We start from the raw sequence: 18,412 nt of genomic DNA on the forward strand, positions 1-18,412 counted from the left end.
ATGGAGGACGCCGTGATGGAACTCGTGACCAAGCCCCTGCGGGACGAGGGTCCGCTGCCGCTCCTGGTCACACCGCCGGAAGGCGCCGAGGGCGCGGCGCTCGCGGACGCGCTGCCGGCGATCCGGGCCGCGGCCGCGGCGCACCTTCACGCCGCGGGCGGCCTGCTGCTCCGCGGCTTCAGCCTCGACGGGCCCGACGCGTTCCGCAGCTTCGCGGCCGGCTTCGGCCACGACCTCCTGAGCTACGAGTTCGGCTCCACCCCGCGCAGCCCCGTGACCCAGGGGGTCTACACCTCGACCGAGTACCCGCCCCACCAGCACATCCCCCTGCACAACGAGCAGGCCTACGCCCGCGACTGGCCGATGATGATCTGGTTCTACTGCCAGCAGGCGGCGGCCGAGGGGGGCGAGACGCCGCTGGCCGACAGTCGCGCCATCTACCGCGCCGTGCCCGAGCCGATCCGCGCGCGCTTCGCCGAGCGGGGCCTGATGTACGTGCGCAACTACGGCAACGGCCTCGACGTGGCCTGGGAGCAGGTGTTCGGCACCCGGGACCGGGATGCGGTCGAGGCGTACTGCGCCGGCCACGGCATCACCTGCGAGTGGAAGCCGGACGGCGACCTCCGCACCAAGCAGGTCTGCCAGGGCACCGCCCGCCATCCCGAGACCGGCGAGCCGGTGTGGTTCAACCAGGCCCACCTGTTCCACGTCTCGAACCTCGAGCCGGAGGTGCGCGCGACCCTCCTCGACCTCGTCGACGAGCCGGACCTGCCGCGCAACGTCTACTACGGCGACGGCAGCCCGATCCCCGACGCGGATCTCGAGGCGATCCGCGCCGTGCTCGCCGCGCACACCGTCGTCTTCCCCTGGCAGTCCGGCGACGTGGTGATGCTGGACAACATGCTGACCGCCCATGCGCGGACGCCTTTCCGAGGACCGCGCAAGGTCGTGGTGGCGATGGCGCAAGCCGGCCGCGCGCAGTGATGGACGCGGCGTTCGCCTTCGCGGAGCCCGGGGCCGCACCAGGGGTCGCGCTGTGGCGCGCCCTCGCGCGGGGCGCCCGCGCCCGGCTCGTGCTGGCCGGTGCGGCGAGCCTCGTCGGCGGGATCGCCACGACGGGTCTGATCGTGCTCATCAACGGGGCGCTCCACGCGTCCGAGCCCGCCCGGGCCGGCCGGATCGCCGCCTTCGCGGCGACCGCCCTCCTCGCCTGCGCGGCGCTCGTCGTCTCGCGCGCCCTCTTCGCCGATCTCGGGCAGCGCGGGCTCGCCGATCTCCGGTCCGCGATCGCCGCGCGCGTCCAGGCCGCCTCTTTCGCCGACCTCGAGGCGGTGGGAAGCGCCCGGGTGCAGGCACTGGTGACCGAGGACGCCAACCAAGTCGCCAACTTTCTCACGGCGCTGCCCGTGCTCGTCACCAACTGCGCGGTGGTCGCGGCGACGCTCGCCTATCTCGGCTACCTGTCGGTCCCGCTGTTCCTGGCCTCGGCCCTCACGATCGCCCTGGGGGCCGCGGGCTACTCCGCCTGCTACGGCCGCGTCACGCGCCACCTCGCCCGGGCCGGGGCGGAGCAGGACCGCCTCGTCGGACATTTCCAGGCGCTGCACGGCGGCGCCAAGGAGCTGCGCCTCAACCGGGAGAAGGGGCGCCACTTCCTCGACGCGGTCCTGGCGACCGCGATCGCGCGCGTCGCCGACCACCGCCGGCGCGGCCTCGCTCTCCTCGCCCTCGCGGCGGGCTGGGGCCGCATCCTCTTCCTCGGGCTCGTCGGTCTCGCGCTGTTCCTCCCCGGGACCGGCGCGCAGAGCCCGGCGGTGACGACGGGATACGTCATCGCCCTGCTCTACCTGATGGGGCCGCTCGAGGCGGTGCTGAACACGATGCCGCTCGTGAACCTCGCCCGCGTCGGCGCGCGGCGGATCGAGGCGGCCTTCGCCGAACTGCCGCCCGAACCCGTCGGCGCCGCCGCGGCGACCGGGCCCAGCGCCACGGTGAGCCTGCGCGGCGTGACGCATCGCCGGGCCGATCCCCGGACCGGCGACCGCTTCGACCTCGGCCCGATCGACCTGACGCTGCGTCCCGGGGAGATCACCTTCCTGGTCGGCGGCAACGGCTCCGGCAAGACCAGCCTCGCCCGGGTGATCGCCGGCCTGCACCCGCCGACCGGCGGGACTCTGAGCCTGGACGGACGTCCCGTGGAGGGCGCGGCCCTCGCCGGCTACCGCGCGCACGTCGCGGCCGTCTTCTCCGATTTCCACCTGTTCGAGACGCTGCTCGGCCGGCCGGACGCCGCGCGCGAGGCGCAGGCGCGCGCGTGGCTGGCGCGCCTCGGCCTCGACGACCGGGTCGACCTCCGGAACGGGGCCTTCTCGACCCGCGATCTCTCGACGGGCCAGCGCAAGCGGCTCGCCCTCCTGGTCGCATGCCTGGAGGACCGGCCCGTCATGATCTTCGACGAGTGGGCCGCCGACCAGGATCCGGACTCACGGGCCGCCTTCTACGAGACGATCCTCCCGGAGCTGGCCGCCGAGGGCCGGACGATCCTCGTCGTCACCCACGACGACCGCTGGTTCGACCGGGCTGACCAGGTCGTGAAGCTCGAGCGCGGCCTCGTGGTGGAGCACCGCGCCGCCGCGCCGCGCGCACGCCAGGCGGGAGCCGGCGCGTGAGCCTGCACGTGAGCCGCGCGCGCCACGCGCCGTCGCCGCACCGGCTCGTCCCGGACGCGCCGGGCGACAGCCTCGTGGCGATCCTGCGGGAGCGGGCGGCCGCCACGCCCGACCGGCTGACCCTGCGCTTCCTCACGGACGGGCGCGCGGTCGGTGCGTCCCTCGACTACGCGGAGCTCGACCGGCGGGTCCGCGCCCTGGCGGCGCGCCTCCAGCGCGACGCCGAGCCCGGCGCGCGGGCGCTCATCGCCCTGCCGAGCGGGCCCGACTACGTCGTGGCGTTCTTCGCCTGCCTCTACGCGGGCCTCGTCGCGGTGCCCTCCTACCCGCCGGAGACGCGGGATCCGCACCACGCGGCCCGCCTCGCCCTGATGATCGCCGACATGGCACCGCGCCACGTCCTGACCGATCGGGCGAACCGGGAAGCCGTGGCGGCGACCTGCGCGGGCAGCACTGTGGGGGAGATCGTCTGCGTCGACGCGGTCGGCAGCGCCGGGGCGGAGGCGTGGCGGCCGGTCCCGTGCCCGCCCGACACCCTCGCCTTCCTGCAGTACACGTCGGGCTCGACCGCGAATCCCAAGGGCGTCGAGGTCACGCACGGCAACATCGTCGCCAACGCCCGCTGGCTCGCCGAGGCGATCGCGCCCGGCCCGGACGACGTCTTCGTCTCCTGGCTGCCCCTCTACCACGACATGGGCCTGATCGCGGGGCTGATCGAGCCGATCTTCGCCGGCGCGCCGCTCGTGCTGATGAGCCCGCAGGCCTTCCTCGCCCGGCCCGCCTCGTGGCTCGAGGCGATCGGCGCGCATGGCGGCACGATCAGCGGCGGCCCGGACTTCGCCTACCGGCTGGCCTGCGAGCGCGTCGGCGCCGCCGCGCTGGCGGGGCTCGACCTCGCGGGGTGGCGCGTCGCCTACAGCGGTGCCGAGCCGATCCGGCCCCGGACCCTCACCCGCTTCGCCGAGCGCTTCGCCCCGGCGGGCTTCGCGCCGACGGCGCTCAGCCCCGCCTACGGCCTCGCCGAGGCGACCCTCCTCGTCGCGGCCAAGCCCCGGGGCACGCCGTGGCGCCGGCTGAGCGTCGCGCCGGCGGCGCTGGCGGTCGGCCGCGCCGTCGCCGACGAGGACGGGACCGCCCTCGCGAGCAGCGGCCGGCCGGTCCGGCCCGAGCACCTGCGGATCGTCGACCCGCGCTCGGGCCTCCCCTGCCCCGACGGCACGGTCGGCGAGATCTGGCTCAGCGGCCCCTGCGTCGCGCGCGGCTACTGGAACAACCCAGAGGCGACCCGCGCGACCTTCGTGCCCCGCGACGGCGCGACCTGGCTGCGGACCGGGGACCTCGGCTTCCTGGACGGCGGTGAGCTCTTCGTCACCGGGCGCGCCAAGGACCTCATCATCCTGCGCGGCCACAACGTCTATCCGCAGGACGTGGAGACGGCGGTCGAGGCGCGCGTGCCGGCCCTCCGCCCGGGGCGCGTCGCGGCCTTCGCGGTCGAGGGCCCGGCGGGCGAGGCGATCGGGATCGCCGCCGAGATCGGCCGGAGCGCCGCCGCCCGCGCGCCGGAGATCGCCGCCGCGGTCGACGCCGCGCTGGCGGAGGTGCTGGCCGAGCCGGCGGAACTCGTGGCCCTGCTGGCGCCGGGCACCCTGCCCAAGACCACGAGCGGGAAGCTCCGGCGCGGCGCCTGCCGGGACGGCCTCGCGGCGGGCGACCTCACCCCGCTCCACCTCTACCGGCGCCCGCAGGGTGCCCCGTCGCCGGATGAGCCGCCCCGGAGCGCGACGGAGCGCGCCCTCGCGACGATCTGGTGCGATCTCCTCGGCCTCGACGAGGTCTCGCGCGGGCGCGGCTTCCTGGAACTCGGCGGCCACTCGCTCCTGGCGATGCGCGCCGTCGACCGCGTGCGCGCCGCCTTCGGGGTCGCCCTGCCGCTGCGCGACCTGTTCGCGGCCCCGACCCTCGCCGACCTCGCGGCGCGGATCGACGCGCTGCCCCGCGACGCGGTGCCGGCGCCCGCGCTCCTGCCGCGTGCGGGCCCGCCCCTCCTGTCGCTCGGCCAGCAGCGGCTCTGGCTGGCCGAGCGGCTCGGCGATCCGGCCGGCCGCGGCGCCTACGTCATGACCGGACATATCCGGTTCGGAGGCCCGCTGGAGCCCGACCGGCTCGCCGCGGCCCTGCGCCGGGTCGTCGCTCGGCACGCCGTGCTGCGGACCGGCTATCCCACCGGCGAGGACGGCCTTCCGGAGCCCCGGATCGCCGAGGCGGTCGCCCTCGACGTGCCCGTCAACGACCTCACCGGCCTCGATCCGGGCGCCCGCGAGGTCCGGGTCGCCGCGTGCGAGGCGGCGGAGGCGGCCGCGCCGATCGACCTCGCCCGGCCGCCGCTCCTGCGCGCCCGGCTCCTGCGCCTGGCCGCAGACGACCACCGCCTCGTCCTGGCCCTCCACCACCTCGTCGGCGACGGCTGGTCAGTCGGCGTGCTCCTGTCCGAGCTCGGGGCCGCGTATCGCGGCGCGGAGGCTCCGCCCCTCCCCGTCCAGTACACGGACTTCGCGCGCTGGCACCGGGCGGCCGTCGAGCGCGCGGCGGCGGCCGAGACCGCGTTCTGGCGCGCGCATCTCGCGGGCGTGCCCACCCTCCTGCCCCTGCCGACGGACCGGCCGCGGCCGGCGGTCCCGTCGCAAGCCGGCGGCTCCGTCCGCTTCGAACTGCCCGGGCCGCTGGTCGCCCGTCTGGCGGAGCTGGGCCGGGCGCGCGGCGCCTCGCCGTTCGTCGTGCTGCTCGCGGGCTTCCAGGCCCTGCTCCATCGGCTGAGCGGGGCCGAACGCTTCGTGGTCGGCACCGACGTCGCGGGGCGGCCACGGCCCGAGCTGGCCGGGCTGATCGGTTTCTTCGTCAACGTGCTGCCGATCCGGGCGCGCCTCGACGGCACCCCGTCCTTCGCCGCGCTGATCGAGCGCGTCCGCGAGGACGTCCTCGCCGCCTTCGAGCACGCCACCCTGCCCTTCGACCGGATCGTCGACGCCCTCGACATCCCGCGCGTCCGCGCCCGGCCACCCCTCGTCCAGGCCCTGTTCGTGATGCAGAACGCGCCGCCCGGCGATTTCGGTGTCCCGGGGCTCGCGGCCGAGGCCCGGGCGGCCAGCGCGCACGGCTCGAAGTTCGAGATGGCGCTGTTCCTCGACCCGCCCGCGCCCGGGGGCGGGATCGCGGCCGAGTGGGTCTTCGCCACGGCCTTGTTCACGTCCGAACGCGTCGCGCGCCTCGCGGAGGCCTACGCGATCCTGCTCGCCGCAGCGGCCGCCGCGCCCGCGGCCCCGCTCTCGACCCTGCTGCCCGGCCTGCCCGACCTTCTGCCCGCGCTCCCGCCCTCACGAGACCCGGAGGATCCCGCCATGTCGAACACCGCCCCATCGCTCCCGCGCGCCGGCCGCCTGGAAGCGAAGCTCGACAAGCTCAAGGGACTGGGCGCCGGCAAACCCGCCGCCGCCGCGGGCGAGCCGGCCCGCCTCTCGACCCTGGCGCCCGGGCGCGACTTCCCCCTCGTGATCGAGCCGCTGTCGGCCGACGTCGACGCGGTCGCCTGGGCGACTGCCCAGCGCGACTGGGTCGAGCGCAAGCTGCGCCGCCACGCCGGCCTGCTGCTGCGCGGCTTCGGCATCGCGACCCCGCAGGAGTTCGAGGCCTTCGCCGAGGCGCTCCAGCCCGGCCTCTACGGCGGCTACGGCGACCTGCCCAAGAACGAGGGCGGGAAGAACACCTACCGCTCGACGCCCTACCCCGAGCGGGAGATGATCCTCTACCACAACGAGAGCAGCCACCTGCATGCCTGGCCGCGCAAGCAGTGGTTCTTCTGCCAGCAGCCGTCGCCGGTGGGCGGCGCGACCCCCATCGTCGACTGCCGCGCGCTGTACCGGCAGCTCCCGCCGGCGATCGCCGACCGCTTCGAGCGCCTGGGCCTGATCTACGTCCGCACCTTCACGGAGCGCTTCGACGTCGACTGGCGCCGGTTCTTCCACACCGAGGATCGCGCGGCCGTGGAGGCCCGCTGCCGGGCCGAGGGCGTCGACTTCGCGTGGCTCGACGCCGACACGCTCCAGACCCGGACCCGCTGCCCGGCGGTGATCACCCACCCGCTGACCGGCGAGAAGTCGTTCTTCAACCAGGTGCAGTTGCACCACCCGCGCTGCCTCGACCCCGAGGTGCGCGCCGACCTCCTCGGCCTCGTGGGGCCGGAGCGGATGCCGCGCGACGTGCTCTACGGCGACGGCACGCCGATCGAGGACGCGGTGATGGACGAGGTCGGCCGCCTCTACGAGGCGATCGCCGTGCGCTTCGACTGGCGCCCCGGCGACGTGGTGATGCTCGACAACATGCTCGCCGCCCATGCCCGCGATCCCTACGAGGGGCCGCGCCGGATCGTCGTCGCCATGGGCGACATGGTCGAGCGCGGCGCGGTCACGGGAGCGGCGGCATGACCGGCGCGGCGATGACCGGGGCATCCATGGCCGAGGCCCCGGGCGCTCTCGCGGACGTGCCGACTTGGGCGCTCACCCCCGAGCAGCGCGCCTGTCTCGACGCGGCCGGCGCCGCGCCGAATCTCGTCGCCGAGATCGACCTTCCCGGGCCGGTCGACGCGGACCGCCTGCGCCGCAGCCTCGCCGCGGTCGCCGCCCGCCACGACGCCCTGCGCACAGCCTTCGTGCGCGAACCGGGCTTCCGCGGCCTGCGGCAGGCCGAGGCCGGCGCGCCCGATGTCCCGCTCGATCTCGGCGCGGAGCAGGGAGACGCCGCGACCGTCGACCTCGCGCCGGAGCGCGGCCGGACCCTCGCGGCCGCGCTCCTGCCGGCCGCGCTCCTGCCGGCCGCGGCGCCGCGCCTGCGGCTCGTCGCCAGCGCTCTCGCGGTCGATGCCGGAAGCCTCGACCGCCTCCTGTCGGAAGTCGCGGCCGCCTACGCCGCGGACGCGGCGCCCGACGCGGATCCCGAGGCCGCGCGCTACGCCCAGTACGCGGAGTGGCGCGACGCGGTCGCCGCCGACGACGCGGACGGCGAGGGCCGCGCCTACTGGCGGGACCATCTCGGCGCGGGCGCGGCGCCCCTCCGGCTGCCCTATCGCCGCGGGGGGACCGCCGGCGCGGCCGCCAGCCCGGCCGCTGCCATCCGGCTGAGCCGCACCGCCGACGCCGCCCTCGCGGAGGCCTTCGGCCGCGCGATGGCACGCCCGGACCTCGCCGGGGCGGGCGCCGAGGTCGTGCTCCAGGCCGCGTGGTGGCTGCTCGTGGCGCGCCTCGCCGAGCGGACGGAGATCCTCGGCGGCTGGGCGCACGATTGCCGGCGCGACTACGCGGTCTTCGCCGACACGGTCGGCGTCTTCACCAAGACGCTGCCCCTGCGCCTCGCCCTCCCGCCGGAGACCAGCGTCTCGGAGGTCGCGGCCGGTTTCGCCGCGCGGCTCGACGAGCACCGCGCCTTCCAGGAACTCTGCCCCCTCGACGCGGCCGGCGACGACCGCCGCCCCGCGGTCGGCTTCGCGCTCGCGGCGCAGGAGGCCGCGCAGGACCGGCTCCTGCCCGGGCCCGCCGGGTTCGAGCTCTGCCTGGAGCCGGCCCTCGACGCGGAGGGGCGCCTCGCCGCGCTGACCTTGCACGCCGACCCGCGCCGCTACGCGGTGGAGGCCCTGGAGACCCTGCTCGATCAGGTCGAGACGCTCCTCGCCCGCCTGCCCGCGAAGGCCGCGACGCCCTTCGCGACCTACCCCCTCGTCGGCGCGCGCGAGGAGGCGCGCCTGCGCGCCTTCGGCCGCCCGGCCGCCCGCGCCCTGCCGGCGGAGACCCTTCCGGTCCTCGTCGCCCGCCACGCGGCGGCGGCGCCGGACGCCCCCGCCCTCGTCGGCGCCGGCCGCACCCTGTCGTACGCCGCGCTGGAGGACCGCGTCGCGCGCCTCGGCGCCTGGTTCGCCGCGCACGGCGTCGGTCCCGAGCGCGTCGTCGCCCTGGACCTGCCGCGCTCCGTCGACCTCGTGGTGGCGATCCTCGCGGTCTGGCGCGCGGGGGGCGCCTACCTGCCCCTCGACCCGGCCTGGCCGCAGGCCCGCCGCGACCGCCTGATCGCGCTCGCACGGCCCGCGCTGACCGTGGCGCTCTCGGCCGACCCCGCGGCCGGCCGGCACGCCCTCGGGGCGATCCTCGACGGCCTCGGCGAGGCCCGGCACCCCGCCGAGGCCCGGGATCCCTCCGACATGGCCTGCCTGCTCTTCACCTCCGGCTCGTCCGGGACGCCGAAGGGCGTGGTGATCGAGCATGCCCAGATCCGCGCCTACGTGGAGGCCGTCATCGACGCCCTCGACCTGTCCGGCCACGGGCGCTTCGCGCTGACCTCCACGGTGGCGGCCGACCTCGGCAACACCGTGCTGTTCGCGGCGCTGCGCCTCGGCGCCTGCCTCGTGGTCGCCGACGAGGCCGAGATGGCCGACGGCCCGGCCTTCGCGCGCTTCCTGCGCGCCAACGCGGTCGCCTGCGCGAAACTGGTCCCGTCCCACCTCGCCGCCCTCCTCGACGGCGTCGAGGACCCCGCGCTGCCCGCCCTGCTGGTGCTCGGCGGCGAGCCGACGCCGGCCGGCCTGGTCCGGCGGATCCGGGCGGCGGCGCCGGCGACGCGGGTCGCCAACCATTACGGTCCCACCGAGGCCTGCGTCGGCGTGCTGGTGCATCCCGACGCGGCCACCGCGCCGCCGGACGAGAGCCTGCCGCTGAGCCGCGTGCTCGCCGGCAGCGAGGCCTACATCCTCGACGCGGCGGGCGCGCTCGCGCCGACCGGCGAGGCCGGGGTACTCCACCTCGGCGGCGCCCAGATCTGCCGCGGCTATCTCCCGGGCACGGAGGCCGGCGGCGCGGGCGCGTTCTCGCCCAACCCCTTCGGAGAGGGGCGGCTCTACCGCACCGGCGACCGGGCCCGCCTGCTGCCCGGCGGCCGCCTCGTGCTCACCGGCCGGGCCGACGACCAGATCAAGCTGCGCGGCCACCGCGTCGAGCCGGGCGAGGTCGAGGCCGCGCTGGCGGGCCTCGCGGGCGTGAGCCAGGCGGCGGTGCGCCCGTTCGCGGGACCGGACGGCGCGACCGGGCTCGCGGCCTACGTGGTCGCCGAGCCCGAGCGGACACCCGCCGCCCTGCTCGCGGCGCTCGCCGAAGTCCTGCCCGCCGCGTGGCTTCCGGCCCCGATCCTCCGCCTCGACAGCCTGCCGCGCCTCGCAAACGGCAAGGTCGACCGCGCCGCCCTGCCCCGTCCGGACGCCCATCCGGACGCCGCGGGCGTCCCGCCGCGAACGGAGCTGGAGACCGTGCTCACCGACGCCATGGCGGAGCTGCTGGGCCTCCCGGCGGAGCGCCTCGGGGCCGCGGGCGACTTCTTCGCGGCCGGCGGCAACTCGCTCCTCGTCATCAAGCTGACGGCGCGCATCCGCAAGCTGCTCAAGGTCGAGATCCCCCCGAGCCTGGTCTTCGACCACAGCACGCCCGCGACCCTGGCGGCGGCGCTCGGCGCCTACGCCTCGCCGGACGCGATCGAGGAGACGGCGAGCCTGCGCCTGGAACTCGCCGGCCTGAGCGAGGCCGAGCGCGCCGGCCTCGCCGGGGTGGGCGCGTGACCGCGGACGCGGCGCGGCGCGCGGCCCTCGCCCGACTGCTCCGGGAGGACGCCGCGGCGGCCGACGGCATCCCGCGGCACCCCGGGGGCCCGGCGCCCCTGTCATTCCCGCAGGCGCGGCTCTGGTTCCACCAGCGCTACGACCCGGACAGCCCGGCCTACCACTCGGCCCGGGCCTTCCGCCTCACCGGCCCCCTCGACGTGCCGGCGCTCGAGGGCGCGTTCCGGAGCCTGATCGCCTGTCACGACGTCCTGCGCACGGCGCTGGCGGATACCGCGGACGGGCCGCGCCAGATCCTGCACCCGCACGTGCCGTTCGAACTCGACCGCGTCGCGGCCCTCGACGGTGACCCGGGCGCGGCGCTGCGCGCCCTGAGCCGCCGCCCCTTCGACCTCACCCGCGCGCCGCCGCTGCGCGCGGTCCTGTCGGAGGCGGATCCGGCAGGCGCGCGCGTCCTCCTCGTGGTGATGCACCACATCGCGGTGGACGCGTGGTCGACGGCGCGGCTCTTCCGGGATCTCGCGCAGGCCTACCGCGCGGCCCTCGCCGATCCCGGGCGGATCGGGCAGCCGCTGCCCGCCCCGCGCCTGCGCTTCGTGGATTTCGCCGCGTGGCAGCGCGCCCGGTTCGACGGCGCGGCCGGCGCGGCCGCGGTCGCGCGCGGGCGCCGCTACCTCGGCGACGCCGTCCCGGCCCTGGACCTGCCCCTCGACCATCCGCGCCAGCCCCTGGCGAACCGCCCGGGCGGGCGGGTCGACTTCACCCTGCCCGCCGACCTCGCCGGTTCGGTGGCCGCGTTCTGCCGGGCGCACGCGTGCCCGCCCTTCGTGGCGCTGCTGGCGACGTGGCAGGTGCTGCTCGCCCGCCTGAGCGGCCAGACGGACTTCGCCCTCGGCGTGCCGAACGCCGCCCGCACCCGCCCCGAGCTGCAGGACCTCGTCGGCTTCCTCGTCAACACGCAGGTCTACCGGGTCCGCCTCGACGCGCGCGGGAGCTTCCGCGATCTCTGCGCGCGGCTGCGCGGCGAGGCGATGGCCTTCCTGGCCGAGGACGACGTCCCCTTCGAGCGCCTCGTCGCGGAGACTGGGATCGCGCGCGACGCCGCGACCACGCCGGTCTTCCAGGCGGCGTTCAACTTCCGCCCCAGCCGGGATGCCACCCCCCTCGACCTCGCGGGCGTCGCGGTGGCGCGGATCGACGTCGACGTGGCGAGCGCCAAGTTCGACGTCGCGCTCGACATCGCCGCCGACGGGACCGGCATCGATTGCCAGCTCGAGTACGACGCCGGCCTGATCGCGGACGCCACCGCCCGGCGCTGGCGCGACGGCTTCCTCGCCCTGCTGCGCGCCCTCGTGGCGGCGCCGGATCGTCCCCTCCACGCGGCGAGCGCGCTCACGGCCTCCGACCGCGCGGTCATCCGGTCGGCGAATGCGACCGCGCGGGCCTACCCGACCGGCGCCGGCGACGTGCTCGCCACCTTCGCGGCACTGCGCGATGCCGAGCCGGACGCGGTCGCGGTGACCGACGCCCGGACCTGCCTGACCCGCGCCGGCCTCGACGCCCGCGCCACCGCCATCGCCCGCCGCCTCGCCCGCGCCGGCGCCCGACCCGAGCGCGTCGTCGGCCTCCTCCTCGAGCGCGCCTGCGACCTGCCCGCCGCCTGGCTCGCCGTCCTCAGGACCGGCGCCGCCATCCTCCCCCTCAACCCCGAACTGCCCGCGGCCCGCCTCGCCGCCCTCGCCGCCGAGGCCGACCTCCTGCTCACCCAGCCCGAACTCGCCCACCGCCACCCCGACCTCGCCGACGCCGCAGGGCGCCCGCCCCTCGTCCTCGACGCCGATCCGGATGCCGGCGCGGGCGCAGACGCGAACCAGAACGAGGACGCCGCCCGGCCCTTCCGGCCCCGCACCCGCGCGCCCCACCCGGACGCCCTCGCCTACGTCCTGCACACCTCCGGCTCCACCGGCACCCCCAAGGCCTGCGCCAACACCCACGCCGCCCTCGCCAACCGCCTCGCCTGGATGGCCGCCCACCTGCACGTCGGTGCCCGCGACACCGTCCTGCACAAGACCCCCGTCTCCTTCGACGTCGCCGTCTGGGAGATCCTCCTGCCCCTCGTCAGCGGCGCACGCCTCGTCCTGGCGCCCCCCGGCGCCCACCGCGACCCCGACGCTATCGCCCGCCTCATCGACCGGCACGCCGTCACCCTCGTGCACTTCGTGCCCGCCCAGCTCTCGGCCGCCCTCGCCGCCGGCGCCCTCGACGACACCGCCAGCCTCACCCGCCTGGTGGCCAGCGGCGAGGCCCTGCCGCCCGACCTCGCCCGCGCCGTCGCCGCCCGCACCGGCGCGCGGGTGCACAACCTCTACGGACCCGCCGAGGCAGCCATCGACGTCACCGCGTGCGACGTCGCCGCCTGGGACGCCGGGCCCGCGCCCGGGCCGCGCGTGCCGATCGGCGCGCCCATCGCCAACCTGCGCCTGCAGGTGCTCGACGACGCGCTGCACCCGGTGCCGGTCGGCGTCGTCGGCGAACTCTACATCGGCGGGCTCGGCCTGGCCCGGGGCTACCGCGGCCAGCCGGGCCTGACCGCCGCGCGGTTCGTGCCCGACCCGGAGGCCGGGCGCGACGGCGCGCCGGCCGGGGCGCGGCTGTACCGGACCGGCGACCGGGCGGCGTGGCGGGCGGACGGGCAGCTCGACTACCGCGGGCGGGCGGACGACCAGGTCAAGATCCGCGGCCAGCGCGTGGAGCCGGGCGAGGCGGCCGCCGCGCTGCGGGCGCTGCCGGGGGTGGCCGAGGCGGCGGTGGTGGCGCGTCCCGGTCCGGACGGAACGCTGCGGCTGGTGGGCTACGCGGTGCCGGCGGCGGGCGACGCGCTCGACGCGGCGGCGCTGCAGCGGGCCCTGGCCGACACGCTGCCCGACGCGCTCCGCCCCGCCCGCATCCTCGTCCTGCCCGCCCTGCCGGTCTCCGCCAACGGGAAGCTCGACACAGGCCGACTCCCCGAACCGGACTGGGCGGGCCCGGACGTGGCGGGCGGGACCGCCGGCTTCGATCCGCCGCGCGGCGAGACCGAGACGCGCCTCGCCGCCCTCTGGGCCGGCGTGCTCGGCCTCGATTCCCGACGCCTGTCGCGCCTGGACAGCTTCTTCGAGCGCGGCGGCGACTCGATCCTCGCCCTCCAGCTCGTCGCCCGCGCCCGGGAGGGCGGCCTCGCGCTGACCCCGCGGGACGTCTTTACCCACCCGCGCCTCGCCGCCCTGGCGGCGCATCTCGACGCGGTCCCGGACAGCGCCACCCCGCCGGCGATCCAGGTCGACCCGGCGCGCGAGGCAGGTCCGGTTCCCCTCACCCCGATCCAGCGCCGGTTCCTCGACGGACCTGTCCCGAACCGGCAGCACTGGAACCAGGCCATCGTGCTCGCGCCCCGGGCGCCCCTCGATCCGGGCCGCCTCGCGGAGGCCCTCGCGGCCGTCGAGGCCGCCCATCCCGCGCTCCGCCTGCGCTTCGGGCAGGATACGCACGGTGCCTGGACCCAGGAGTGCCGGGCACCGGGGCTGGAGCCCCCGCTGTGGCGACGCGCGGCGGTCGACGCGCCGGCCTTCGCGGCCCTCGCCGCGCAGGCGCAGACGAGCCTCGACCTCGCCGAGGGGCCGGTCTGGCGGGCCGTGCACGTCACCCTCCCGGCGGACGGGACCGAGCGCCTCCTCCTCGTCGCCCACCACCTCGTGGTCGACGCCATGTCGTGGCGCATCCTGATCCAGGACCTCGCGGTTGCCCTCGCCGGGCGGCCGCTCGCGCCCCCGCCGACGAGCTTCCCGAGCTGGGCCCGCAGCCTCGACGTCCTGGCCCGGCACCCCGGACATGCCGGGCGCCGCGAAACTTGGCTGGCCGGCTGGAAGGCCGGGGGCCCGTGCCCTGATGCCGCGTTGCGGCCGGTCCGGCCCGACGCCCCCAACGTCGAATCCGCCCAGACCGAGATCGCCGACAGCCTCGACGCCGACGCCACCGACGCCTTCCTGCGCCGGGCCGGCCGGCCCTACAGCGCCGGTCCCGACGAGATCCTGCTCACCGCCCTGTCGGTCGCGCTGGCGCGGCGCGGCGACGGCTCTGCGGTCGGCGTGACCCTCGAGCGCCACGGTCGCGATGCCGACTCCCTGGCCGACGCTCTCGCCGAACCCTTGGCCGACCCCCTCGCCGACAGGCCGGACGGCCCCACCCTGCCCCGCCACGACCTGAGCCGGACGGTGGGCTGGTTCACCACGCTGGTGCCGCTGCGGCTCGACCCCCTCGGCGGCGAACCGGACCTGCCGCCGGACGAAGCCGCCCGCGGTGCTGCGCTCGGCGCTGCTCTCTGCCGCGTCAAGGAAGCCCGCCGCGCCCTGCCCCAGCCCGACCTCAGCCACGACCTCCTGCGCCACTGCGCCGAGCCCGATCTGCGCCACCGCCTCGCCGCGACACCCGAGCCCGGCATCCTCCTCAACTACCTCGGCCAGATCGACGCCGACCGCGCCGATCCCGACGCGCCCTTCGCCCTCGCCCCCGAGAGCGCGGGCCCCATGCGCGACCCCGGCAGCCCCGCCGGCGCCGAGCTCACCCTCACCGCCCTCGTGCGCGCCGGACGCCTCCACCTCGCCTGGCGCTTCAGCCCGGACCGCCACGACGCCGCCGCCATCGCCGCCATCGCCCGCGACACCCGGCACACCCTCGAAGCCCTCGTCGCCCACTGCGCCGATCCGCGAACCCCGCGCCGGCCCACCCCCGCCGACCTGCCCCTCGCCCGCCTCGACCAGGCCGGCCTCGACGCCCTCCTGGACGGCGCCCTCGACACCGAGAGCCTCGCCGACCTCTACCCGCTCACCCCCCTGCAGGAGGGCCTGCTCTTCCACGCCCGCCTCGCCCCCGAGGACGTCGCATACCGCAACCAGGTCCGCCTCGACCTCGAACCCCTCGACGCCGACCGCTTCGCCCGCGCCGTCCGCGCCACCCTCGAGCGCCACGACGTCCTGCGCACCGCCATCCTCGCCCCCGCCGACGGCCCGCCCCTCCAGGCCGTCCTCACCGCCGTGCCCCTGCCCCTCACCCGCCTCGACTGGACCAGGGAGCCGTCGAGCGAGGACGCGCCGGACGAGGACGCGCTAGACGAGGACACCCTGGACGCCCGCCTCGCCGCCCGCCTCGCCGTCCTGGCCGCGGCGGAGCGCGCCCGGCCGTTCGACCTCGCTCGCGCCCCGCTCCTGCGCCTCGTCCTGGTCCGCACCGGACCCGCCCGCCACCACCTCGTGCTCACCGTCCACCACCTGATCCTCGACGGCTGGAGCACCGCACGCCTCGTCGCCGAGGTGCTCGCCCGCTACCGCGGAGAGGCGCCCGAGCCGGTCACGGGACGCTTCGCCCACTACCTCGCCTGGCTCGCCCGCCAGCCCCGCGCCGCCGCCGAGCGCTTCTGGCAGGACGCCCTCGCCGGCCTCGACGCCCCCACCCGCCTCGCCGACACCTTCGAGGCGCCCGGCACGCCCGATCCGGCGCGCGCGGTTCAGCGGCGCCCGGGCGAGCAGCCGCCCGGCCACGGCGAGGTCCGGCACCGGGTGCCGCCGGCCGCCGCCGGGCGGCTGCTCGCCCGGGCGCGGGCCGCGCACCTCACCCTCAACACCTGCGTCCAGGCCGCCTGGGCGCAGCTCGTGGCCGCCCGCACCGGGCAGGCGCGGGTCGCCTTCGGCACGACCGTGGCCGGGCGCCCGGCCGACCTGCCCGGGGCCGAGACCGTGCTCGGGCTGTTCATCAACACCCTGCCGGTGATCGTGGACCTCGACCCGGCCCGGCCACTCGGCGCGTGGCTGGCGCAGGTGCAGGCGGTCAACCTCGGCCTGCGCGAGCACGGCCACCTGCCGCTGGCCGCCGTGCAGCGCCTGGCCGGCCCCGCGGGCGCGGGCACAGGTACGGGCGGCCTGTTCGACAGCCTCGTGGTGTTCGAGAACTACCCCGTCGACGCCGCCCTCGCCGCCGCCCGCCACGGCCGGGACGAGGACGAGGACGGAAACGGCGACGGCGACGGCAACGGCGACGCCCCGCACCGCCTGCGCCTCGGGCCGGCCGTCGTCGCCGAGACCACGCACTACCCCGTCACCCTCGTCGTTCACCCGGACGTCACCCCCGACGGGACGCAGCTGGCCCTGCGCCTGAGCTACGCCGCCGACCGCCTCGCGCCCGCGGACGCCGAGGCGCTGCTCGCCGCCTTCGCGGCCCGTCTCACCGCCCTGGCCGAGGCCGACCCGGCCACGCCGCTCGGGACGCTGCCGCCGCCGATCCCCGACAGCGACCGCGCGGTCATCCGGTCCGCGAACGCGACCGCGCGGGCCTACCCGACCGGCGCCGGCGACGTGCTCGCCGCCTTCGCCGACCACCTCGCGCGAGACCCGGACGCGGTCGCGGTGACCGACGCCCGGACCAGCCTGACCCGCGCCGGCCTCGACGCCCGCGCCACCGCCATCGCCCGCCGCCTCGCCCGCGCCGGCGCCCGACCCGAGCGCGTCGTCGGCCTCCTCCTCGAGCGCGCCTGCGACCTGCCCGCCGCCTGGCTCGCCGTCCTCAGGACCGGCGCCGCCATCCTCCCCCTCAACCCCGAACTGCCCGCGGCCCGCCTCGCCGCCCTCGCCGCCGAGGCCGACCTCCTCCTCACCCAGCCCGAGCTCGCCGACCGCCACCCCGCCCTCGCCGACGCCGCAGGGCGCCCGCCCCTCGTCCTCGACGCCGATCCGGATGCCGGCGCGGGCGCAGACGCGAACCAGAACGAGGACGCCGCCCGGCCCTTCCGGCCCCGCACCCGCGCGCCCCACCCGGACGCCCTCGCCTACGTCCTGCACACCTCCGGCTCCACCGGCACCCCCAAGGCCTGCGCCAACACCCACGCCGCCCTCGCCAACCGCCTCGCCTGGATGGCCGCCCACCTGCACGTCGGTGCCCGCGACACCGTCCTGCACAAGACCCCCGTCTCCTTCGACGTCGCCGTCTGGGAGATCCTCCTGCCCCTCGTCAGCGGCGCACGCCTCGTCCTGGCGCCCCCCGGCGCCCACCGCGACCCCGACGCTATCGCCCGCCTCATCGACCGGCACGCCGTCACCCTCGTGCACTTCGTGCCCGCCCAGCTCTCGGCCGCCCTCGCCGCCGGCGCCCTCGACGACACCGCCAGCCTCACCCGCCTGGTCGCCAGCGGCGAGGCCCTGCCGCCCGACCTCGCCCGCGCCGTCGCCGCCCGCACCGGCGCGCGGGTGCACAACCTCTACGGACCCGCCGAGGCCGCCATCGACGTCACCGCCTGCGACGTCGCCGCCTGGGACGCCGGACCCGCGCCCGGGCCGCGCGTGCCGATCGGCGCGCCCATCGCCAACCTGCGCCTGCACGTCCTCGACGACGCGCTGCACCCGGTGCCGGTCGGCGTCGTCGGCGAGCTCTACATCGGCGGGCTCGGCCTGGCCCGGGGCTACCGCGGCCAGCCGGGCCTGACCGCCGCGCGGTTCGTGCCCGACCCGGAGGCCGGGCGCGACGGCGCGCCGGCCGGGGCGCGGCTGTACCGGACCGGCGACCGGGCGGCGTGGCGGGCGGACGGGCAACTCGACTATCGCGGGCGGGCGGACGATCAGGTCAAGATCCGCGGCCAGCGCGTCGAGCCGGGCGAGGCGGCCGCCGCGCTGCGGGCGCTGCCGGGGGTGGCCGAGGCGGCGGTGGTCGCCCGTCCCGGACCGGACGGGGCGCTGCGGCTGGTGGGCTACGCGGTGCCGGCGGCGGGCGGCACGATCGACGCGGCGGCGCTGCAGCGGGCTCTGGCCGACACGCTGCCCGACGCGCTGCGCCCCGCCCGCATCCTCGCCCTCCCCGCCCTGCCGGTCTCCGCCAACGGGAAGCTCGACCCAAGACGGCTCCCCGAGCCGGACTGGGCGGGCGCTGGCCGGCGCGGGCCGCGCACCGCGCGGGAGGCGGCCGTGGCGCGGGCCTTCGCGCAGGTGCTCGGCCTCGACGCGGTCGGGATCGACGACGGCTTCTTCGATCTCGGCGGGCACTCGCTGCTCGCCACCCGCCTCGTCAGCCGCTTGCGCGC

5 protein-coding genes (1 of these 5 cut by a window edge) are annotated in these 18,412 nt (G+C 77.4%); all 5 read left to right on the plus strand.

Translation table 11 applies throughout. The features are described 5' to 3' along the window. Tightly spaced (each overlapping or abutting the next), the 5 genes in view from LOK46_RS17260 to LOK46_RS17280 form a layout consistent with a single transcriptional unit that may run on beyond the window. A complete protein-coding gene (locus tag LOK46_RS17260; RefSeq protein WP_273559125.1) occupies nt 1-984 on the plus strand; it encodes a TauD/TfdA family dioxygenase in 984 nt (327 codons plus the stop codon). Next, the gene (locus tag LOK46_RS17265; protein ID WP_273559127.1) at nt 984-2,669 is read left to right on the plus strand and encodes a cyclic peptide export ABC transporter; all 1,686 of its coding nucleotides are present in this window, start codon (nt 984-986) and stop codon (nt 2,667-2,669) included. The genes LOK46_RS17260 and LOK46_RS17265 overlap by 1 nt, the downstream gene beginning before the upstream one ends. Continuing rightward, nucleotides 2,666-7,147: a condensation domain-containing protein gene (locus LOK46_RS17270; RefSeq protein WP_273559129.1), complete on the plus strand. Its 4,482-nt coding sequence runs from the start codon at nt 2,666-2,668 to the stop codon at nt 7,145-7,147. The genes LOK46_RS17265 and LOK46_RS17270 overlap by 4 nt, the downstream gene beginning before the upstream one ends. Further along, a complete protein-coding gene (locus LOK46_RS17275; RefSeq protein WP_273559130.1) occupies nt 7,144-10,314 on the plus strand; it encodes a non-ribosomal peptide synthetase in 3,171 nt (1,056 codons plus the stop codon). Before LOK46_RS17270 ends, LOK46_RS17275 begins: the two co-directional genes overlap by 4 nt. After that, nucleotides 10,311-18,412: the 5' portion of a non-ribosomal peptide synthetase gene (locus tag LOK46_RS17280; RefSeq protein WP_273559132.1), read on the plus strand. The gene runs 3,352 nt beyond the window's last position; only the first 8,102 of its 11,454 coding nucleotides appear in the window; the start codon lies at nt 10,311-10,313; the stop codon falls past the right edge of the window. The genes LOK46_RS17275 and LOK46_RS17280 overlap by 4 nt, the downstream gene beginning before the upstream one ends.

This window comes from Methylobacterium sp. NMS14P (assembly GCF_028583545.1).
Classification (GTDB): domain Bacteria; phylum Pseudomonadota; class Alphaproteobacteria; order Rhizobiales; family Beijerinckiaceae; genus Methylobacterium.

Coding starts and splice junctions, on each gene's coding strand:
- LOK46_RS17260 (WP_273559125.1), top strand. CDS start 1: ATGGAGGACGCCGTGATGGAACTCGTGACCAAGCCCCTGCGGGACGAG.
- LOK46_RS17265 (WP_273559127.1), top strand. CDS start 984: ATGGACGCGGCGTTCGCCTTCGCGGAGCCCGGGGCCGCACCAGGGGTC.
- LOK46_RS17275 (WP_273559130.1), top strand. CDS start 7,144: ATGACCGGCGCGGCGATGACCGGGGCATCCATGGCCGAGGCCCCGGGC.